Source organism: Scytonema hofmannii PCC 7110 (assembly GCF_000346485.2).
GTDB lineage: Bacteria > Cyanobacteriota > Cyanobacteriia > Cyanobacteriales > Nostocaceae > Scytonema > Scytonema hofmannii.
In genome coordinates this window covers 149,391-169,837 of the sequence record NZ_KQ976355.1, presented here as the reverse complement: position 1 = coordinate 169,837, position 20,447 = coordinate 149,391, and the positions used below count along the sequence as shown (strand labels likewise).

General features: G+C 40.9%; 21 protein-coding genes. 5 read left to right on the top strand and 16 right to left on the bottom strand.

Annotated elements, in window-relative coordinates:
- Positions 1-71: 71 nt before the first annotated feature.
- Complete coding sequence (locus WA1_RS56365; RefSeq protein WP_148663082.1) at positions 72-347, bottom strand: hypothetical protein; 276 nt, start codon at positions 345-347, stop codon at positions 72-74.
- Positions 348-396: 49 nt separating this feature from the next.
- Between WA1_RS56365 and WA1_RS49655 the strand changes: the two genes are divergently transcribed.
- Positions 397-1,467: a PstS family phosphate ABC transporter substrate-binding protein gene (locus WA1_RS49655; RefSeq protein ID WP_017740996.1), complete on the top strand. Its 1,071-nt coding sequence runs from the start codon at positions 397-399 to the stop codon at positions 1,465-1,467.
- Between the two features lie 580 nt (positions 1,468-2,047).
- Positions 2,048-4,216: a PhoX family protein gene (locus tag WA1_RS49650; protein WP_017740995.1), complete on the top strand. Its 2,169-nt coding sequence runs from the start codon at positions 2,048-2,050 to the stop codon at positions 4,214-4,216.
- Positions 4,217-4,277: 61 nt separating this feature from the next.
- Here the strand turns inward: WA1_RS49650 and arsJ are convergent, their stop codons facing one another.
- From arsJ to WA1_RS49610, 8 genes are all read right to left on the bottom strand, one after another.
- Positions 4,278-5,540, bottom strand: coding sequence for an organoarsenical effux MFS transporter ArsJ (gene arsJ, locus WA1_RS49645; RefSeq protein ID WP_017740994.1), 1,263 nt, complete (start codon positions 5,538-5,540; stop codon positions 4,278-4,280).
- Between the two features lie 51 nt (positions 5,541-5,591).
- Positions 5,592-6,611 (bottom strand): ArsJ-associated glyceraldehyde-3-phosphate dehydrogenase, encoded by a 1,020-nt coding sequence (locus tag WA1_RS49640; protein ID WP_017740993.1) that lies wholly within the window; start codon positions 6,609-6,611, stop codon positions 5,592-5,594.
- A 357-nt stretch (positions 6,612-6,968) separates the two neighbouring features.
- The gene (arsH, locus tag WA1_RS49635) at positions 6,969-7,634 is read right to left on the bottom strand and encodes an arsenical resistance protein ArsH (RefSeq protein ID WP_017740992.1); all 666 of its coding nucleotides are present in this window, start codon (positions 7,632-7,634) and stop codon (positions 6,969-6,971) included.
- Positions 7,635-7,688: 54 nt separating this feature from the next.
- Complete coding sequence (arsB, locus tag WA1_RS49630; protein ID WP_017740991.1) at positions 7,689-8,846, bottom strand: ACR3 family arsenite efflux transporter; 1,158 nt, start codon at positions 8,844-8,846, stop codon at positions 7,689-7,691.
- 238 nt (positions 8,847-9,084) lie between these two features.
- A complete protein-coding gene (locus WA1_RS49625) occupies positions 9,085-9,543 on the bottom strand; it encodes a phosphatase domain-containing putative toxin (protein ID WP_017740990.1) in 459 nt (152 codons plus the stop codon).
- A 130-nt stretch (positions 9,544-9,673) separates the two neighbouring features.
- Positions 9,674-10,375 (bottom strand): MIP/aquaporin family protein, encoded by a 702-nt coding sequence (locus WA1_RS49620; RefSeq protein WP_026134409.1) that lies wholly within the window; start codon positions 10,373-10,375, stop codon positions 9,674-9,676.
- 228 nt (positions 10,376-10,603) lie between these two features.
- Positions 10,604-11,665 (bottom strand): PstS family phosphate ABC transporter substrate-binding protein, encoded by a 1,062-nt coding sequence (locus WA1_RS49615; RefSeq protein WP_017740988.1) that lies wholly within the window; start codon positions 11,663-11,665, stop codon positions 10,604-10,606.
- A 108-nt stretch (positions 11,666-11,773) separates the two neighbouring features.
- Positions 11,774-12,103, bottom strand: coding sequence for an ArsR/SmtB family transcription factor (locus tag WA1_RS49610; RefSeq protein WP_017740987.1), 330 nt, complete (start codon positions 12,101-12,103; stop codon positions 11,774-11,776).
- Between the two features lie 392 nt (positions 12,104-12,495).
- Between WA1_RS49610 and WA1_RS49605 the strand changes: the two genes are divergently transcribed.
- Complete coding sequence (locus WA1_RS49605; RefSeq protein WP_017740986.1) at positions 12,496-12,885, top strand: FHA domain-containing protein; 390 nt, start codon at positions 12,496-12,498, stop codon at positions 12,883-12,885.
- Between the two features lie 68 nt (positions 12,886-12,953).
- Here the strand turns inward: WA1_RS49605 and WA1_RS49600 are convergent, their stop codons facing one another.
- The 6 genes from WA1_RS49600 to WA1_RS49575 all read right to left on the bottom strand — a co-directional run bounded on the left by WA1_RS49600 (position 12,954) and on the right by WA1_RS49575 (position 17,943).
- The gene (locus WA1_RS49600; protein WP_017740985.1) at positions 12,954-13,586 is read right to left on the bottom strand and encodes a hypothetical protein; all 633 of its coding nucleotides are present in this window, start codon (positions 13,584-13,586) and stop codon (positions 12,954-12,956) included.
- A gap of 141 nt (positions 13,587-13,727) precedes the next feature.
- Positions 13,728-14,018: a DUF7219 family protein gene (locus WA1_RS49595; RefSeq protein ID WP_017740984.1), complete on the bottom strand. Its 291-nt coding sequence runs from the start codon at positions 14,016-14,018 to the stop codon at positions 13,728-13,730.
- 132 nt (positions 14,019-14,150) lie between these two features.
- Entirely contained in the window at positions 14,151-14,948 is a 798-nt protein-coding gene (gene pstB / locus WA1_RS49590; RefSeq protein WP_017740983.1) for a phosphate ABC transporter ATP-binding protein PstB, read from the bottom strand.
- Positions 14,942-15,865: a phosphate ABC transporter permease PstA gene (gene pstA, locus WA1_RS49585; RefSeq protein WP_017740982.1), complete on the bottom strand. Its 924-nt coding sequence runs from the start codon at positions 15,863-15,865 to the stop codon at positions 14,942-14,944. The genes pstB and pstA overlap by 7 nt, the downstream gene beginning before the upstream one ends.
- Before the next feature lie 2 nt (positions 15,866-15,867).
- A complete protein-coding gene (gene pstC / locus WA1_RS49580) occupies positions 15,868-16,800 on the bottom strand; it encodes a phosphate ABC transporter permease subunit PstC (protein WP_017740981.1) in 933 nt (310 codons plus the stop codon).
- A gap of 108 nt (positions 16,801-16,908) precedes the next feature.
- Positions 16,909-17,943, bottom strand: coding sequence for a PstS family phosphate ABC transporter substrate-binding protein (locus tag WA1_RS49575; RefSeq protein ID WP_051077006.1), 1,035 nt, complete (start codon positions 17,941-17,943; stop codon positions 16,909-16,911).
- Between the two features lie 440 nt (positions 17,944-18,383).
- Here WA1_RS49575 and WA1_RS57915 point away from each other — a divergent pair, with 440 nt between their 5' ends.
- On the top strand, positions 18,384-18,599 hold the full coding sequence (locus WA1_RS57915) for a hypothetical protein (RefSeq protein WP_017740979.1): 216 nt from the start codon (positions 18,384-18,386) through the stop codon (positions 18,597-18,599).
- A gap of 316 nt (positions 18,600-18,915) precedes the next feature.
- Positions 18,916-19,365 carry a pentapeptide repeat-containing protein gene (locus WA1_RS49565; RefSeq protein ID WP_033334664.1) on the top strand — a complete coding sequence of 150 codons (450 nt, stop codon included), beginning with the start codon at positions 18,916-18,918 and terminating at the stop codon, positions 19,363-19,365.
- 632 nt (positions 19,366-19,997) lie between these two features.
- Here the strand turns inward: WA1_RS49565 and WA1_RS49560 are convergent.
- Positions 19,998-20,354 (bottom strand): hypothetical protein, encoded by a 357-nt coding sequence (locus WA1_RS49560; RefSeq protein ID WP_017740977.1) that lies wholly within the window; start codon positions 20,352-20,354, stop codon positions 19,998-20,000.
- Positions 20,355-20,447 lie beyond the last annotated feature (93 nt).

Genomic DNA, 20,447 nt, shown 5'->3' with positions numbered 1-20,447 from the left:
TTACTGAGTCACAGTATGTACAGAATACACTGATTTGACTTGACATAGCAGATTGTCAAATCAAAAAATCTTCATTTTTCTTTTATGGGATGGATTAAAGCGAAGGCAGCTATGCTGAAAGCAATTAGGTGGGGATTTAAACCCGCACCGTTATTGTTGACCACCAAATCAAAGATGCGTGGTGGGGGACTTAGACCCCTTGCTCCCAAAAGTCGCGCAGCTATGCTTTGGGTATCAGGCAAAAGCGATAAATCCCTTCTGCCCTCTGCCCTCTGCCTTCTGCCTTTCTTGTTAAAACCATGTCGATGGGCAACTGAATGAGCGTTGTGAAATCTAGTGCCGTGCAAGCTTTATCTTGTACAACCCGAAATTTTTGTGTAAAGGATAAATAGCTCTATGGCTTTCAACAGGCAAGTGAAACTTGGACTTTCTTTAATATCTGTAACTGCTACAGTTGTGTCTTTGACTGCCTGTGCAGGAGAAAATCAGGCAAGCACTTCAAAAGAGATTAAGATTGATGGTTCTAGCACAGTCTATCCAATTTCAGATGCAGTTGCTAAAGAGTTTGGCAAAACTCCAGAAGGGCAGAAGGTAAGTATTGACGTGCAATTTTCTGGTACAACAGGCGGGTTCAGAAAATTTTGTGCGGGTGAAACTGATATTTCTAATGCATCACGTCCTATCCTGATTCAAGAAATGGATGCTTGTGTCAAGGCGGGTGTTGCTTTTATTGAGTTACCAGTTGCTTTTGACGCCTTGACTGTTGCTGTGAATCCCCAAAACAGTTGGGCAAAGGATGTGACAGTAGCAGAACTGAAAAAAGTTTGGAACAAAGCCGCTCAGGGTAAAGTGACTAATTGGAATCAAATACGAGGAACATATCCCAATCGACCATTAAAACTGTATGGTGCAGGTAAAGACTCTGGTACATACGACTACTTTAATGAAGCCATTGTGGGTAATAAAAGCAATAGTCGTTCTGACTATACAGGGAGTGAAGATGATAATGTTTTAGTCGATGGGATAAGCAAAGATCCAAATGCACTTGGCTATATTCCCTTTGCGTATTTTGAATCTAACCAAAATAAACTAAAAGCACTAGCAATTGATAATGGGAAAGTTTCTATTTCTCCTTCGTCTGAAGTTGTGAAAAATGCTCAGTATCAACCTTTATCTCGCCCGCTCTTTATTTATATCAATTCAAAGTCCACTCAAGATCAACCAGAATTGCGAGCTTTTGTTGAGTTTTATCTGAAAAATGCCCAGAAATTAGCAACGACTGTAGGTTATATTCCATTGCCAGATGAAGGCTATAAACTGACAAAAATTCAATATGATAAAGGTGAAATTGGCACGGCTTTTAAGGGAGTTCCAGAGCCAAATGTTACTATTGCAGAATTGTTACGCAGACAAACCAAATTCCAAACTGAGCAGGAGGCGAAAAGAGCTAGTAACAGTAATCAGTGACCAGTGACCAGTGACCAGTGACCAGTGACCAGTGACCAGTGACCAGTGACCAGGTTTACTGGTGTTGATTTACTGAATATGTGTACTTAAACAATACTTTGTCTGTGATGAATACAGATCGGGAACGGGTATTTCCCTTCCTATTTCTATAAGTCAAATACAGACAATTTTTTATGTAAAAAAATAGTTTATCTCATAATTAAGAGATTCAGGAAAATCAGAAAAAACACTTATTTTTTGAATATTTTAACCGAAGCTTAACTAAATTAGGAATTAATTTTAACTTTCATCTAGGATTCTAATTATTGAAGCAACTATTCTAACAATTAAGTGAATGGTGAAGCTTTTTGCTTATCTATCCAATAGGAATTTATGGACTCAAGGATGAGATTTATTTGAATGCGTACTAGGAATTTAATTCTTAGCGATCGCAATACTAGAAAAGCTAAGAAATAACTGTCGTACTACGTTAATGGAGACTTCAACGAAGAAGAAATTTCATATAAACGTTGAGTCGAGGTAACCATTAACAAAAGAACTTAAAGAAGCTGTCTTAAAACCATTACATGGAGCAATCAAAATGAAAGGTTCCCTTCACCCTAAAAATGATGTCACCATCAACCCATCAAATAACGAGTCAATTCTTGATGTGATTGGGCGCATGGGTATGAATCGTCGGCGGTTCATACTCACGGCGGCAGCGACATCAGCACTTACCGTTATAGGCGAAGTTTCTATTGGTGGCTTTCTCCGCACTGTAGAGGCAGCACCAATCCCAGAAGGTCTCGGCTTTGGTGGCATTGGTTTTGAGAGCATCCCACCGAATTTAAATAACCCAAGTACAGGGCTTCTGGAAAAGGATCTTGTGAGCGTTCCTGCTGGTTATAAAGCTGAAGTATTGGTTGCGTGGGGTGACCCCATCGCACCAGGCGGACCGGAGTGGAAATCCGATGTCTCTCAGGATGCTGCGGCACAAGACCAGCAGTTTGGGATGCATGCAGATGGTATGCATTACTTTCCTTTTAAGAAACGTGGTTTTTTTGGTCGCTCTCAGGAGCGTGGTTTGTTGTGTGTGAACCATGAGTATACCCATGAAGAAATCCTGCATCCTGATGGTCTGACCTTTGTTCCAGCAACAGGAACGGCTGCACAGCAAGGTTTGCCCGGTTCGCAAGTGATAATTCAGAAGGTGCGGAAATCTCAAGCGGCTCATGGTGTTTCCATTGTGGAAATTGTCAAGAGTGGTAGTAAGTGGAGTGTCGATCGCTACTCTCCTTATGGTCGTCGTATCACTGGAAATACAGAGATGTACGTTTCCGGTCCAGCAGCAGGCGATGCACTCTTGAGATCGAAGAAGTTTAACATTACACCCAACGGTTCAATTGAGACTGGAAAGGTTAACAACGGTTATACTGCATACGGCACTCTCAATAACTGCGCTCACGGATATACACCTTGGGGTACTTATTTGACCTGTGAGGAAAACTGGAACGGTTATTTTGCAAACCCTACAGGGGATGTAGAGTCTGTTTCAGGTGTAGACAAAGCTGATATTCTTGCAGGACAAAATCGCTACGGAATTTCCGCAACAGGATCTAACTACCGTTGGCATGAGGTCGATCCGCGTTTCAATGCCAGTACAAACCCACTCGAACCCCATTTATTTGGTTGGGTTGTTGAAATCGACCCATACAATCCTAAGAACACACCTGTGAAGCGTACTGGGCTTGGTCGTTTCAAGCATGAAAGCGCTCAAGTTGTAGTTGATGCAAGCGATCGCGTAGCATTTTACATGGGAGATGACGAACGCAACGAGTATATCTACAAGTTCGTTTGTGCCAGACCATTGAACAAGTACGATCGCAATGCCAACCGCGATATGCTTGATTACGGTACTTTGTACGTTGCTAAATTCAAAGACAATGGAACTGGTGAGTGGATTCCTCTTGTCTACGGTCAAAACGGTCTGACACCCGAAAATGGCTTCAGAAGCCAAGCGGAAGTGCTGATTAAGACCAGACAAGCAGCAGACCGAGTTGGGGCGACAATGATGGATCGTCCGGAGTGGACTGCCGTGCGTCCTCGGATAGGAGGATTTGAGGAGATTGAAGTTTACTGTACCTTGACAAACAACAATCGTCGTGGAACAACACCAGAATCTTCCAATAAGCCAGACGGTTCCACAGGTGCAGGAAGCGCACGTCCTCCAATTGATGCTACCAATCCACGTCCTGACAATCGTTACGGACATATCATCCGTTGGCGTGAGGATAGACGAACTGTAACAACTACCACTTTTACCTGGGATCTTTTTGTTGAATGCGGCGATAGACTCGATCCCGATCCAAATCATGTTGGTAACATCAATGGTGACGACTTTGGCGCACCAGATGGTCTGTGGTTTGATGACTTTGGTCGCCTCTGGATTCAAACTGACCAAGAAGGTAATGGTCTTGGAGATTGGAAAAACATCGGTAGCAACGTCATGATGTGTGCCGATCCTAATACCAAGCAGATTCGACGTTTCTTAACCAGTCCAACAAACTGTGAAGTTACTGGTGTCATTACTACACCTGATGGCAAAGCCATGTTCATCAACATTCAGCACCCAGGTGATGATGCAGTTGCTTCTAATCCAACCGAGTTTAGCAATTGGCCTCACAGTCAAGGTTACGGTCCTTCTGGTCGTCCGCGCTCTTCCACAGTAGTCATTACACGCGATGATGGAGGAATAATTGGGGGGCTTTAAGAGCTTGTAATTTTTTAAGATTGCAATATTTTTGTAGGGTAGGTGTCCTCGCCTACCTTATTTACTCTCCTTCACCAGCTTTCCAGGAAATTGCTTTGCTTGGTTGAGGATCTGGTAGCTTCAGAGAAACTAATGCTGCTGCTAGTACAAAGAGCATAGATGTCCACAAGCAACCTACTAATCCAAAAATTTGATAAATCAATCCTGATAGAACAGTACCTACTAATCGTCCACCAGAGTTTGCCATGTAGTAAAAGCCAACATTTAGCGCTACTTTATCATCATCAGTGAAAGCTAATACCAAGTAGGAGTGAACGGCAGAATTAAAAGCAAACACTACACCAAAAATTAAAAGTCCCCCAACGATCGCTATATTAGCAGGTACACCTAGTTGAAGAGCAAGAGCGATCGCAGCAGGAACTGCAGTCAACGTCAATGTCCAAAACTGGATAGTCTTTGATTGGGGTGGACGACCGGAACCAAATCGCTGTAGCAATGTTGGTGCTAAGAACTGAATTAAGCCATAGCCAATGACCCAGCAAGCTAAAAATCCACCTACCTGATAAAAAGACCAGCCCAAAGGTCCTCGTAAGAAAACTGGCAATCCCACAACAAACCACACATCTCTAGAACCAAACAAAAAGAATCGAGCTGCTGAGAGAATGTTAATCTCTTGGCTTTTGGAAAAAAGTTGGTTAAATTTGACTTTCTTCTTGATTATGCCCATCCCTTTGGGTAACAATAACCCAGTAAACATAATCAAGAACAGCCCCCCTGCCATAATCCATAGGGCATTCACGAAACCAGATGAAGCTAAGAGTGCGCTACCTACAAAAAAACCAACACCCTTAAGAGCATTTTTAGAACCCGTCAGTACTGCCACCCACTTGAACAAAGATGATTGAGCTTCTTGAGGCACTACCAACCGAATCGCACTTTTAGAACTCATTTTGGTCAAGTCTTTGGCAATTCCAGAAAATGCCTGAGCCACCATTACATAAAGAACCGCTATCCACTGCGCCCAATCCCGATTGAGCCATGACAGCATAACCAGGGAGAAAATCTGCAGTCCAATACCAGTATAGAGAGTTACTTTCAAACCCAGTTGAGAACCAATCCATCCACCCAAGAAGTTGGTAACAATACCGAAGACTTCATAGAAGAGGAATAGAAAAGCAATTTCTATTGGGGTATAACCAATTTGGTTAAAGTAGAGCAGGACTAGCATTCGTAGGGCACCATCAGTGATGGTAAAACCCCAATAAGCCAAGGTGACTAAAATATAATTCTTTAAATTAGCACTAGAAGCTGTTGTAGAAGCCATAAAGGTATAGTAGATACGAAATTGAGTCAAAAGCGTCTAAAAATGTAAGAGCTACTTATCGTTGAGGCTTAGAGCAACTTTACGAGCAAGTTCGACCATCCGATTGGCATAGCCCCACTCATTGTCATACCAAGCAAGTATTTTTACTTGCGTCTCATCCACAACCATTGTGGAGAGTGCATCAATAATTGAAGACCGAGGATCGTCTTTGTAATCAATGGAGACTAAAGGACGCTCTTCATAGCCCAAAATCCCTTTAAGTGGTTCTTGCTCAGAAGCTGCTTTTAATAAGCTATTAATCTCCTCTACTGTAGTGGGTCGCACGACTTCAAATACACAGTCTGTGAGCGAAGCATTGAGCAATGGCACTCGTACTGCAATACCGTTTAGCTTGCCATTGAGTTCTGGATAAATCAGCCCAATTGCAGTAGCCGAGCCAGTTGTCGTTGGAATTAGAGAGAGACTCGTCGCCCTTGCCCGACGCAAATCTTTGTGGGGAGCATCTACAATCGTTTGTGTATTGGTATTATCGTGGATGGTAGTTATAATTCCATGCTTGATACCTAAACCTTCATGAACGACCTTCACAACTGGAGCCAAACAGTTAGTCGTACAAGAGGCAGCCGTGAGAAGATGATGCTTTTTGGGATCGTAAAGGCGATCGTTAACCCCCATAACAATATTAAGTGCTTCTTCCTTAACAGGAGCAGCCACAATAACCTTCTGCACCCCTCGCTTGAAATAAGGGTCAAGAGTCGCAGAGGTTCTAAACTTACCAGAGCATTCAAGAACTATATCAACACCGAACTCTTCCCAAGAAACTTCTCCTGGGCTAGCATATTCGCTAAAACTAAGAGGTGTCCCATCAACTAATATACGTTCTCCTTCAGCTTCCACTTCAGGTGCCCAACGTCCATGGACAGAATCAAACTTGAGTAAGTGAGCAGATGTCTTTGGTCCACCTTTGATTTCATTAATATGAACAAACTCTAGTTCTGACCAACCCCACGCAGCACGCAAAGCAAGTCGTCCTATTCTACCGAACCCGTTAATACCAATACGAACACTCATCAATTTTCCTTCCACTATTTCAATCAACAAAAATCAACAAAACCTGATTTTACGGTTCAACGCTCAAGCGATGAAAAAGCAAGTGCTTATTTTCTAGCTTTTGCTCTTATTGATTCTACCACTGAGGTTCTTATATACTATACATTGTATAGTTTAAAAAATCTTGATTAGTCAATCATGTGCAATCCATTACATAAATCAATTTTTTTTGATTTATGTCTATAATTATTTGTTTGCCGCCCGATGCATTAGAGTTGAGAGGAGAGCTATATAGACCTCTCCAGAAATGATATGAGAGCACAAGGCCGTTTAGAGTATTTGAGGAACTAGCGAAAACAGCACAACTCCAAATGGTAATTATTCTTTACTTGAGTTTATGTCAAGAGCCTTATTCGCCATGGCTGTTATCTCTTTAGCTGCTTTTTCCTTACGTTCGCTATAACGGTCTGTTAGGTAGTCAACCTTATCGCGCAACAATAAAGTAAACTTATAGAGTTCTTCCATGACATCAATGACGCGATCGCGGTAAGGCGAATCCTTCATGGTTCCATCTTCATTAAACTCTTGATAAGCTTTCGCAACACTAGACTGATTGGGAATTGTAAACATTCGCATCCAACGCCCCAAAATCCTCATAGTATTTACAGCGTTAAAAGATTGAGAACCCCCGCTCACTTGCATCACGGCCAAGGTTCTACCTTGGGTTGGTCTGACTGCACCTATACTGAGAGGAATCCAGTCAATTTGATTTTTCATAATGCCAGTAATATTACCATGCATTTCTGGTGAAGACCAAACTTGACCCTCAGACCACTCACTCAACTCGCGTAATTCCTGTACTTTTGGATGAGTATCCGGTACGCTATTGTGAATTGGTAACTCACGAGGGTCAAAAAACCGAACTTCAGCACCAAAGCCCTCGATAATTCGAGCAGATTCTTCCGCTAAAAGACGACTGTAAGAACGCTCTCGCAACGAGCCATATAAAAACAAAATTCTGGGAGGATGCTCAAAATTAGCCATGAAAATTAATCAACGATAAACTTTTAACTGAGATTAAAACCCGGTCACTGGTCACTAGTCACTGCTCACTGTTAAACAGTGAGGATCGCGTAAAGTTGCCTTTTCGGGATCTCGTGGGAACCAAGCTGCTGTACGTTTGCAAAACTCAACCAACATTAACATCACTGGCACTTCAATCAAAACACCAACGACTGTAGCCAATGCTGCACCTGAATTTAAACCAAATAACATTACAGCTGTAGCAATAGCAACTTCAAAATGATTGCTAGCTCCTATCAATGCGGCTGGTGCGGCATCTTCATAAAAGAGATTCAGCTTTAACGCTGCTACATAACTAATTAAGAAAATGAAATTCGTTTGAATAAAGAGCGGTACGGCTATTAATAAAATATGTGAAGGATTGCTAACAATAAGTTCTCCTTTGAAAGCAAACAATAGTACCAATGTAATCAGTAAGGCAGTAATAGAAATAGGGGTAAGATACTTCAAAAATCGGCGTTCAAACCAATCTTGTCCTTTATTCTTCAAGATCCAGTAACGGCTGTACATTCCCGCAACTAACGGCAATCCTACATAAATGAGCACCGACAAAAATATTGTTTGCCACGGTACTGTCAAATCATTTGCTGCTAACAACCATCTACCTAGAGGAGCATATAAAAACAGCATTGCTAAAGAATTTACTGCCACCATCACCAAAGTATGTCCCTGATTGCCATAGGAAAGATATCCCCACATGAGTACCATTGCCGTACAAGGAGCTATACCGAGTAAAATTGTACCTGCAATATAAGAATTAGAAAGTGCAACGTCAGTGCCTCTAATAATGTCAGTGCCAGCGATGAGAGGACGGAATAACCACCCTAAAAAAAACTGTGCGAATACCACCATTGTGAAGGGTTTAATTAACCAGTTCACCACCAAAGTAAGAATAACTGGTTTGGGAGTACGAATGGCATTTGCCGCTTGAGAAAAATCAATCTTCACCATGATGGGATACATCATGAAGAATAAGCATACAGCAATTGGAATAGACACCTGGTAAATGCTCATACTATCTAGAGCCACTGCTACCCCAGGGAAAAATCTTCCCAGTGCGATTCCCACAATAATGCATAAAAAGACCCAAACGGTAAGGTACTTTTCAAAAAAACTAAGATTATTCCCAGCTTTTACTTGAGTTGTACGGATGTGCGGCTTGTGTGTACCCATCAAAATTTCCTTCTAAAATTTAAAGAGAACTGACTTCTAGTGAATTTTGACGTAAATTGCCGAAAATGAAAGCATCGCTTGCCTCTGAACGGCAATTTGATGAAACCGAGCTTCAGGCTAACTTAACAAACACTATCAATCATTTTAAGAAAAATTGATTGATTCGGCAAAAATTTTTTATAACTGCTAAACTAATGCTTTAGCAGTTCCTAACCAGAACTCGTGAGTCATGGCGTGGTTACTCTCCTGCCAACTCTCGCAAAAAAGAGGTTTGAGCGTCTCTGAGTTCGATTTCAGGGTTTGCACTGTAAATGGTTTGAATGGCATCCTCATACGACATACCCGTACTAATTAGATAAGCGGCCAAAGTTGTTCCCGTCCGTCGTCGCCCATTCGTACAATGAACGGCGACTGCGTTATTTAGATTATTTTGAGTATCAATAAAGTTTTGTAATTCCTGAAGTTGTTCCTGATTGGGAACAGTACCTCCTTTAATTGGCATCCAGAGATAAGGAATGTTTGCCTGCCGATACACATCTAGATTGGAAGGGTCATCCATAACAGAGATAATTGCTCCAATACCAGATTTTTGTAGTTCCGGCAGTTCTTCTGCCACGGGCTTACGAACACCTGCAAGTTTGTTGGGAATTACCCACCATACGTTTTCTGAAATAGGTTGGATTAGTTGCTGTTCCATTGTTTTAAACCTTTGTCTGATTTTTTTACAACGACTTGACCGAACAAAGTGAACTCTATTTGACAGGTGTAATTGTAGGGGCGTTGAAAATAACGCTTTTGAAACGAGAAAGCAACATTTACAAGGTTAATCAACGGTAGGATTTAAAATCTCGAAACCCGTTGGAAAGATGTCGGTAAATGACTGCTGCTAATTGCGCTCCTAAAATGGGTGCAACCCAATAAACCCAGTGATGTTGCCAAATTCCTCCTACAAAAGCTGGACCAAAAGAACGAGCCGGATTCATGCTTGCCCCTGTAATTGGTCCCATAAACGCCGCTTCTACTCCCACCGTCAGCCCAATTGCCAATCCTGCAAAGCCAACAGGGGCGCGGCGATCTAATCCAGAACCGAAAATCACGAACATCAAAATGAAGCTGAGAACAGTTTCCAGAACCAAAGATTGTAACCAATTCCCATTCAATGGCACAGTGGCTCCTAAATTAGCAACCGATCCTAAACTTACTAGTAGCAAAGCCGAAGCCGCACTTGCACCTACTAGTTGCGCTAATATGTAGGGTAAAACTTGGTGCTTGGGAAAAAAGCCACTATTCCAAAATGCTAAAGTTACAGCAGGGTTAAAGTGTGCGCCACTTATGTGACTGACAGTATAAATGAGTGATGCCACAATAGAACCAAAGACAAAGCTAATTCCAAGATGAGTAACAGCACCATTGCTGATTGTGTTAACCATAACCGCACCAGTACCTGCAAACACTAAAATAAAAGTGCCTATCGCCTCCGAAAGAGCTGCCTGCCTGCACTGAGAAAGTTCTTTGAAAAATGACCTCACTACTATAATATCTACGTCCAAAAGGTTACATTCATTTCATGTCTAAAAAAATGGAGCGTCAAGAGAAAGTTAAATATTCTACATAAAACTTCATTACATATGCTTTAAAGTACTCAATTTTTTAAATATGCTGTCCCATATGAAAAAGGCTTTCAATGGAACAGACATACTAGACGCTGTTAAACGTAATTATACCTAAGTAGCCATATTTTCTACACTCAGATTAACTTAAAACAGCTTTCGTTTCCTTAGCAATTGCCCAAGCGTCAAATCAAATTGAGATTTTCCCTCAAACACTGTTCCCACTTTGCCTTGATGTAAGTGAACGTAATCAATATGATACGCTTCTGCGGGTAAAGGTACGTAACCCACAGAGCTTGCAACTTTTGGTGCGCTCTTAATATAAAAATCTACAAACTGATAAATAGCTTGTTTGTATTCGCTGGACCAAGGATTAACATAGATAAATAGAGGTCTTGATAGTGGTTGATATTGAGCTTTTTCTACAGTCTCACGTGAAGGTAACACTGCTCCTTTGCCACTGTTTACAGGTAAAGCTTTTAACTTATTCTTGTGTTCTTCAAGATAAGCGTAACCAAAGTAACCTAAAGCATCTGGATCTTTGCTGATTCCTGCTGCCAAGACTTCATCATCTTCGCTAGCTACGTAATCTGTTCGACTCGATCTAGATTTACCAACAACTGCTTCTGTAAAGTAGTCAAAAGTACCAGACTTGTTACCTGCACCGTACAATTTTAAGGGACGGTTGGGCCATGATGCACGCACTTGATTCCAACGAGTGATTTTGCCTTGAGCCGCCGGTTCCCAAATCTTCTTTAACTCCGCTATAGTAATGTCTTTTGCCCAGTTGTTTTGTGGATTGACAACTATGGTAAGGGCATCAAAGGCAATGGGAAGTTCTATGTACCTCACACCGTTTTTCTTACAAACTTCCATTTCCTCGGTCAAAATTGGTCGGGAGGCGTTGCTGATGTCTGTTTTTCCAGCACAGAATTTTTCAAAACCACCTGTCGTACCGGAAACACCAACTGTCACTTGCACCTGATTGTTTCGGTTTGATCGATACTCTTTGGCAATTGCCTGTGTTATCGGATACACCGTACTAGAACCATCGATATTAATCGTTGGTGCTTGCGCTATCTTTGACGGCTCTCTTGCTGGCATCTGCATTTGCGATCGCTTAGTGGACGATAAGCTAGGTGCTGCCAACCAACTAGGTATCACAACTAACATTCCCATTGCAAAAGCCAACTTCACTGACCTTTTCATGGCTTATTCCTTGACATCTAAGAAGATATTTCTATCATTTCAAAAAAAATTGATTTGTCAAGCCAGCCAATGTATTTGTTTACAGAAATTTATCAAAAAAATTAATATTTAGGATAACTCTTTACAGACACGAGCAGGTAAGATCTGGCTGAAGCGGCGGAACTCTGATAAGTACTGCTCAAGGACAACAAATTGAGGTAGATTCAGGCTGTAATAAATCCAGCGTCCTTCCTGACGCGAAAGGACTAAACTTGCTTTTCTAAGGGTTTTGAGGTGAAAAGACAGTTTTGATTGGGTTACCCCCAATGCATCGCACAAGTCACACACACACAGTTCGTTGTCTTGCAGCAGTTCCACTACTCTAACCCGTAGCGGATCGGAAAGGGCATGAAACCCAGAAACAACTAAATTAGGAATGACAGCAGAGGAGGTTTGCATCAATTTATTTTGATAAAAGTGTCTCTCTCTATTCTGAACTATAAACTATGAACTTAGCTTCGTTCAAACTGATAGAAGGTTAACTTAAGCCAACCTTGGAATTGCAGGGATTGCCGATCTGCTTCGTCATTTTACAGCGCTAGGGCGAAAACAAGTGCATATATCTTCACTGCTGCAACACTCCAAGAGCAAGCATCTTACCTATGTGCTTTTATCACAACTAGGAAATTCTTTATCAACAAAATTTAAGGTATTTAGGATTGACACTAGATGATTTTAGGATCGCTTGTAAATTGCTCTCGGTCTTGTCGCACAACAATAATTATCTATAAAAGCAAAAGCAACCTCAGTAAACATTGGTAGCCGAGGTAACTGTCAACGAGGGGGTACTAATGTATTCAGAGTGCCGATTTCTGAATGTTCAAGATCCGAATGACAATCATTACACCATCAAGCTGGAACAGCAGCGCTTTACTATAGGGCGGAGTCATAAAAACGATATTGTGCTTCCCAACTCCGAAAAGATAATATCGCGACACCATTGCGTCCTAGAATGTGAGGCAAATTTTTGGTGGGTGGTCGATGAAGAGAGCGCAAATGGAACATATGTGCAGCGGTGCAATAATAACAATAACGCTACTCCAATTGATGTGCGTCAATATGGTCGATTACAACTTAACAATGGGGATGTTATTCTTATTCTAGACAAGTTGTTTGAGGGAGAAGAAGCAGTATTTTGGAGGCTAACTTTTCGAGATGTTGCATATATTGTATCTATTTGATTAATGCAAAAACAGTGCATTTCAAAGAAAATATTTTTAATACAGACCTCTTGGATTGCGACAAAAGTTCATGGAGTAACAAAAGCTGGACTACTACGGCTGGATAGGATTGAGCATTGATATTTAAATTGCTGGTTGCACGTTTCAAGCAACTGCAAAATGGTTGGAATGCCTATCTCTGCAAGTTTAGGTTCAATACTGAAATATTGCTTTAAATAGTTGATGTAGTACTGTTCTTCCTCTTTATAAGTCAAATCTGGGTTAACTCGAATCACAAAATCATAGTTCTCAATCGTCTTGTTTTTGCCGTTGCAATTTCCTTCTGTAAGATCGACTCTGTAAGAGCCATATTCCAAAAAGCAATGGGTTTGAGGAATGAAGTTTAATCCATGTACCTGAAGGATTGCATTAACACCCGTTACAATATCATCATTAAGTTGATAAAATCCAAGGTTCTTGTAAATTTCTAATTCAAGTTCTTGAGCTAATCTGGCAATAATGCCATGCTTGGTGATGCAAGTTCCTCGATTTTCCTCAAATAAAATGAGAGAATTCTCATTATTTAAGTTGAAGCCATAGGGTAAGTTTTTTACCCAATAACAAGCCTGCCAAAACGTTTTGATATCTAAATTTAAAAATTTTTCTGAGACTAGTCCTTGGGATTGAATATTGACATTCGGAAGTGTATCAATCGAATTCATGTTTTGCTACCTCCAAGTTCATTGATGAGAAACGATAAAGCAAGTTAAAAAGTGAGATCTTTAGAAAATAAAGGAATAAATTTCGAGAGAACTAATTGCACCTAGAAAAACGAGATAAGGCTGTAATGCTTACAGAGTGATTCAATTACCAATACCTACGTCATTTTCTGAGTTTATACCAATAACCAGTTCATTTTTGCTGCGTTCTAACTGTTTCCAGAGTTTCTCAATCTGCTTGTAAGCTTCTTCAGGAGATAGTTTTCCCCCTGTTTCCAAACAAGTAATGTATGTAACCTTCTGTGCAAATTCTTGGAGGTTAGCATTAAAGACTAAATTCTCTGGTTTAACTTGACCGTAGTAGCGACGGCGAGGGTAAAGGAAGTTGTTCCAGTCTTTTGATTGAGTTTGTGTCATAATAAGTACAATCTTCATCAATAACCTTGTTCTGTAGGCGTTTGCTTCATTGTTCTTTTGGAACAATGAGAAGCTTTCTTCTAAAAAACTCTTTGGCAATAAACATAAAGGCTCGCTCCCATCTTGTTAGAATTGCCCTACTGTTTTAGACTACCCAATATGTCCATAAACATAGTCAGCAGTCCGTTTTTGTTGTGGATTGCTAAATACTTCCGTTGTGATCCCATATTCTACCAATTCACCCAAGTACATGAAAGCCGTGTAGTCAGAGAGGCGAGCAGCTTGTTGCATACTGTGGGTGACTATAAGAATTGTTACCTGTTTCTTTAACTGCTCCATTAATTCTTCAATGCTAGCTGTAGCATTGGGATCGAGAGCAGAGGTTGGCTCATCAAAAAGAATCAACTCAGGACTAGTTGCTAAAGCACGAGCAATACACAACCGCTGCTGTTGACCTCCAGAAAGGTTAGAAGCCGAGTCTTTCAAGCGATCCTTGACCTCATTCCACAAAGCAGCATTCCGCAATGCTTGCTCTACCTTTTGATCCAAAGCACTACGCCGATTTTCACCTCGCACTCGCAAACCATAGGCAACATTTTCATAAATTGATTTGGGAAAAGGATTAGGTCTTTGAAAGACCATACCAATCCGCATCCGCAACTCGATAGGATCGATTTTACGACTGAGAACATTAGTCGTATCAGAATCCAGTAAAATTTCACCTTCATAGCGATTACCGGGATACAAGTCGTGCAAACGATTGAAACACCGTAACAAAGTTGTTTTGCCACATCCCGATGGACCAATTAAAGCTGTGACCATATTCTTAGCCACTACCATGTTGACATCTTTCAAGACCTTCGATGAACCATAGTAAAAATTTAGGTGATTAACAATTGCCTTGGGTTGAGTGTTGAACTTCCCATTGTCTTGAGTGACTTCTACCATTTGATCCCCTTACGAAAACGATAGCGCAAATAAATTGCAATTCCATTCATAACCAGAGTCATGGTGATGAGAACAACACCAGCCGCCGCCGCATTCAACTGAAATTCTGGTTCGGGACGCGAGACCCAGTTAAACATCTGAATTGGCATGACAGTAAAAGGAGCTTTCAACCATTCAAAGGAGATGAAAGGAAACTGATTTTTAATAGGAGAATCGGGCAAAAAGGCGATAAAAGTAAGCGCACCAATGGTAATCAAAGGTGCAGTCTCGCCAATTGCTCTGGACAAGCCGACAATAACACCTGTGAGAATACCTCCCATTGAATAGGGGAGAGTGTGATCCCAAATCATTTGCCATTTGGTTGTACCTAACGCATATGCAGCTTCACGAATGCTATTGGGAATTGCTCGAATTGCCTCGCGAGTTGTGACAATCACAACGGGCAATACTAATAATGCCAGAGTTAAACCTGCTGTCAAAACACTCTCACCTAATTTTAATCGATCTGCAAACAAACCAAGTGCTAACAGACCATAAACGATGGAAGGTACACCAGCAAGATTAGTAACATTAATCTCAATAATCGCAGACAACCAGTTTTTTTGGGCATACTCTTCCAGATAAACACCCGATGCAATTCCGAGAGGTATTGCAGCGAAAAGAGTGACTAGCATGACAAGGCTGGTGCCAACCCAAGCAGAAAGGATACCTGCTTCTTCTGGATTGCGACCGGGAAAAGATGTAAAGAACTGCCAATCCAAGCGTGATGAGCCATCAATCGCCAAACGGATTACCAGAGTTAGCAAAGTAATAACTGCTACTAAAATTGTCAATACACCAAAAATAGCAAATACAGAGTCTGCGATTTTGCGACGACTAACATTTGCATGAATTTCTTGTAGACTCTTAGAAGACATAGCTAATAAATTTCACGATAGCGCTTGCTGAGAAAATAGCCAATAATGTTGAATACAAGTGTAATCAGCATCAACGTCAATCCAACTGCAAAAATTGTTTGATACTCAAGGCTACCGTGTGGTAAGTCTCCTAAACTCACTTGTACGATATATGCAGTAATTGTGGCTGCTTCATCCATTGGGTTCCAAGTTAGATTTGGTCGCAGTCCTGCTGCAACTGCCACAATCATCGTTTCGCCAACTGCACGAGAAATTCCTAGTATATAAGCCGCCATGATTCCAGAAATCGCGGAAGGAAAAACAACTGACACAGCTGTTTGCAAGCGTGTCGCTCCCATAGCATAAGAACCTTCTCGCAAATACACGGGAACTGCTCGCATCGCATCTTCACTAATCGAGCTAACAAGAGGAAGAATCATGATACCCATGACTAATCCAGCACTCAACATATTAAAACCGGGCAAATCGGGCAAAAAATTTTGCAACAATGGCGTAACAAATAACAAAGCAAAGTAACCATAAACTACGGTAGGAATCCCTGCAAGGAGTTCCAAGAAAGGCTTAGCAACCTCTCGAACTTGCAATTGAGCAAATTCACTTAAGTACATTGCTGTTATTGTACCCAAAGGTACTGCTACCAATAAAGCAACAGTCGTTGTGACTAGTGTTCCTGAAACAAGCGGCAGAACTCCATAGTGGGCATCAGCAAACAAAGGCGACCATTGCGTGTCTGTTAGAAATTTTACAAGAGGTACTTGTTTAAAGAATTCTACAGATTCGTACACTAATAAAACAACAATTGAGATAGTCGTTGCCACTGAGGAAAAGGCAGCAAGAAAAAGCAAGAACTCAATAACTCGTTCCCTTAAATCCCTAATAACCCTAGGAGATAGCGAAGCTTGTTTTTGTTGGAGTGGTGTGGATAGACGATCCATAAAATATAAACCACAGTTGTGTATTGAGTTTGTAGTTGTGCCTCGGTGAAGACAGCATAACTACAAACTAGTAACAATCATTTACGACAATTTACAGTGTTCGCTGCTTTACTGTTTAGCTTCACGCTGTAATAGTTGTTCAATCCGCAACCCTACTGCTTCCTCTCCACCAAAAACAGTACCGACTCTACGCTTTTGAAAATGACCTGATGAAATTTGGTAAGCCTTTGCAGGTAGAGGGATGTATCGTACAGCCTTTGCGTATTTAGCACCATTGCTGATGTAAAAATTAACAAAATCTTGCACTTCTTTACGTTGTGCTGACTTCGCGTTGACGTATATAAAAATAGGTCGAGATAGCGGTTGGTAACTCCCATTCTCTACAGTTTGTAATGATGGTGATACTGGACCTTTACCACCATCAATTGGTACTGCTTTTAATCTATTTTGGTTAGCAGCATAATAAGCATAGCCAAAATAACCAAGAGCATTTCTGTCACGGCTTACGCCTTGCACCAATACATTGTCATCTTCACTAGGAGTGTAATCAGTACGACTAGCTTTGGATTTGCCATTTACGGCTTCAGTGAAATAGTCAAAAGTTCCAGAATCAGGTCCTGCACCATAAAGCTTCAAGGGAGCATTAGGAAAGCCTTGACGCACTTGATTCCAGTTGTTAATTTTACCTTGTGCAACAGGTTCCCAAATTTTCTTTAACTCAGCCACAGTCAAGCTCTTAACCCAATCATTTCTGGGATTGACAACAACAGTCAGAGCGTCATAAGCAATTGGCAATTCAATATATTGAATACCAGCCTTCTTGCAGGCATCCATCTCTTTTGCAAGTATGGGTCTTGAAGCATTAGAGATGTCTGTTTGCCCGCTACAAAACTTTTTAAAGCCACCTCCAGTACCAGAAATACCAACTGTCACTTTAACTGCACCTTGTCTCTGTTTTTGGAAATCTTCTGCTACAGCTTCAGTAATTGGGTAGACGGTACTCGAACCATCAATAGAAACTGTACCTGCTGCACCTTGAGACAACACTGAGGGCATGGACACACCAAAAGTAGTTGCTGCCAGTGTAAGTGAGATTGCCAACGTGAAGCGGTTAAGCCCCAATTTCATCCCTCTGAACACCATAAAATTTGCTCCGTGATACTCAGTTTTGTTAAATTTAGTTGGTTTGAGAACAACTGACACCTAACACCAGTGGAAGCGCTAGCTCCTTATATTTGGTTACAAATATACTGGATTTAGTTCATTATTTCAAAAAAAACTGATTTATTTATTTAAGAATTCATTAAGGTTAATAAAAATTAAAAAATTTCAGAACTCAATGAAAATTTGTACTCTACACAAATGCTCAAATGCTTGCAAGCCTTATAAAACTTTACTTTTCAGAACATTATCATAATCTGAGAGAAAAATATTTGTATTATTTTTAACTTAATTTATTACTAAAATTACATAACTTACAGCCTTTTTTTCAGTTTAAACATAATTAACAAATTAGTTTTTTTTGAATTATACTATTGTCATAACCAGTTATAACAAGTTTTTTCAAGCCAATAATTAAGCTTGTGAAACAAGTTCTAGTGCTTGAAGCGGAACATGAGCATTGTCTTTTGGTATTTGTGGGTTTTACGAAAAACTCGGAATGTACAATCTTTAACGCAGAATTGGGAATGATTCCAACAAGCATACCTCCGATAACGGCATCAATCACCGAACCTACTCCCATAGGAGTAACTATATTGCTCAAAGCTGTAGAAAATTTACCAACGAAGGTCTTATAGCTTCTGTAGGGGAGCCTTGAGTCGAGAGCGATCGCTATTCATCGGTAATCGATCTGGAGTTATCAGGAATTTTCAGACAAAGGCAAGTGCAAGAGCGCCTGTGACAGTTGTGTAGCTCCTGCTTGTGTGAACCAAGCCTACTTCTCTAAGTGAGGGTATTCGTGAAAGTCATTAAGATTTATTTAAATATTATTTTATGCTAACCATACTAAGCTTAAATTCCATTTAAGCTTCATATTATTTCCGGTATAAGAGCTTTAGCTATAGCCGATCTAAACCAAGCATTCATCACGAAAGTTATTGAGAGGTGGATAAAGTGGAAGCTATTGAACTGCTACAGCGATATGCGACAGGAGAGCGGAATTTTACCAGGGTTGACCTGGCTGAGGTCAACCTGAGTAGTGCTAACCTTATTGGTATTGATTTCAGTGGAGCCATACTATCTGGGGCAAAACTCAGTAGAGTCAATTTGAGTGAAGCCGACTTTTTATGTACCGACCTTTGCTGGGCATTTCTGCCAGAGGTAAATTTAACTAAAGCTAACCTTAGGTATGCAGATCTGTGCAAGAGTGACCTGAGAAAAGCTACTCTCTGTGAAGCAGATTTGTATCGAGCTAATCTGTCTGGAGCAGATTTGTCAGGAGCAAATCTAAGTGGAGCCAACTTAAGCTATACGAAATTGTGCGGGACAATCTTGAATGAAGTAGACTTAACTGGAGCTAATCTCAGTGGGGCTACTATGCCTGATGGTACAACACATAACTAGAGGGGATGAAGGTAAGCTGTAACCAGTAAATAAATATACGTGTGAGCTACTCCACCCCTAAAGAACCATCTGTTGCGATTTAAAATTAAATATTAGTCTCACGAACATCGTTGAAGGGGAGCTAGCTGCTAATGGTGAATACGTTTCGTTGACATCGGATGCAGCAGGTATAATTCAAAGTAAAGTGTTTCCACCGATTGTGGCTCAATGTACCAGCGTTAGTGGCGCTCGAAATGCAACGGGTCTTGTCTGTGTTACAGGATGGGATAAGTTCGCCAGAGCATCAAGCGTTTGTGCAGCAACTGGGAAAAGGAATCGAGCAATAGGTGTTTGGATCACCCCTAGTTTTTGGGTCAATACCATAAAACCGTATCGATCTCCAACTCAAAAGAAATTGAGGCTAATCAAGCTGTATCAAAAGGTTCGCATGGTGCAACGCATGATTGAGAGGCATGCACCCGTAGCAGAAATCAGAGCCTGCTTGAAAGTTCTAAGGGATGAGTCAGTCGGTTTTCTAGAGAAAAAGTACCATGCAACTGAACCGACCTGTTTGGAAAAAGTTCTAGGGGACGACTCACCTTTTTCTCTAGAAAGACCGCAGGCCAGTGGACTTAACAGTACTGTGAGGCGTTTCACCCACCGATCGCTTCTACATTCAAGACCTCATAACAAGTCGTTCCTCCCCGTTCCCTCTGAAAATCTGTATTAAGGCACGATCCCATTTTTTCTTGCCCATTCCAGCCCACAACACGCATAGCCAACTGCCTACGGGAGTACAGCCGTATCGCACCCGAACATGGACTTGCGCTCTTTGTAGTAACAAGCACGTATACGCATTGTACAAACATCGGATCGCTTAAAGCACTACGAATGAAATTGTAGAACTTTTTTATTGATTGTTGAACTTTTTTATCCCTTGTGGGTTCTGTAATGGCATAATAAAGTTCAACAATTTCAGGAGCTAAAACCCTTAATTTTCCGTTATCCATAGCAGATGCTAGAAAAATAAAGTTGAACAATAATTGGCTGATGTTGGGTTCAGTTTATCAATATATTTAGTGCAGATTGCAAAAAACTGAATA

Coding starts and splice junctions, on each gene's coding strand:
- WA1_RS49655 (WP_017740996.1), top strand. CDS start 397: ATGGCTTTCAACAGGCAAGTGAAACTTGGACTTTCTTTAATATCTGTA.
- WA1_RS49650 (WP_017740995.1), top strand. CDS start 2,048: ATGAAAGGTTCCCTTCACCCTAAAAATGATGTCACCATCAACCCATCA.
- arsJ (WP_017740994.1), bottom strand. CDS start 5,540: ATGGCTTCTACAACAGCTTCTAGTGCTAATTTAAAGAATTATATTTTA.
- WA1_RS49640 (WP_017740993.1), bottom strand. CDS start 6,611: ATGAGTGTTCGTATTGGTATTAACGGGTTCGGTAGAATAGGACGACTT.
- arsH (WP_017740992.1), bottom strand. CDS start 7,634: ATGGCTAATTTTGAGCATCCTCCCAGAATTTTGTTTTTATATGGCTCG.
- arsB (WP_017740991.1), bottom strand. CDS start 8,846: ATGGGTACACACAAGCCGCACATCCGTACAACTCAAGTAAAAGCTGGG.
- WA1_RS49625 (WP_017740990.1), bottom strand. CDS start 9,543: ATGGAACAGCAACTAATCCAACCTATTTCAGAAAACGTATGGTGGGTA.
- WA1_RS49615 (WP_017740988.1), bottom strand. CDS start 11,665: ATGAAAAGGTCAGTGAAGTTGGCTTTTGCAATGGGAATGTTAGTTGTG.
- WA1_RS49610 (WP_017740987.1), bottom strand. CDS start 12,103: ATGCAAACCTCCTCTGCTGTCATTCCTAATTTAGTTGTTTCTGGGTTT.
- WA1_RS49605 (WP_017740986.1), top strand. CDS start 12,496: ATGTATTCAGAGTGCCGATTTCTGAATGTTCAAGATCCGAATGACAAT.
- WA1_RS49600 (WP_017740985.1), bottom strand. CDS start 13,586: ATGAATTCGATTGATACACTTCCGAATGTCAATATTCAATCCCAAGGA.
- WA1_RS49595 (WP_017740984.1), bottom strand. CDS start 14,018: ATGAAGATTGTACTTATTATGACACAAACTCAATCAAAAGACTGGAAC.
- pstB (WP_017740983.1), bottom strand. CDS start 14,948: ATGGTAGAAGTCACTCAAGACAATGGGAAGTTCAACACTCAACCCAAG.
- pstA (WP_017740982.1), bottom strand. CDS start 15,865: ATGTCTTCTAAGAGTCTACAAGAAATTCATGCAAATGTTAGTCGTCGC.
- pstC (WP_017740981.1), bottom strand. CDS start 16,800: ATGGATCGTCTATCCACACCACTCCAACAAAAACAAGCTTCGCTATCT.
- WA1_RS49575 (WP_051077006.1), bottom strand. CDS start 17,943: ATGGTGTTCAGAGGGATGAAATTGGGGCTTAACCGCTTCACGTTGGCA.
- WA1_RS49560 (WP_017740977.1), bottom strand. CDS start 20,354: ATGGATAACGGAAAATTAAGGGTTTTAGCTCCTGAAATTGTTGAACTT.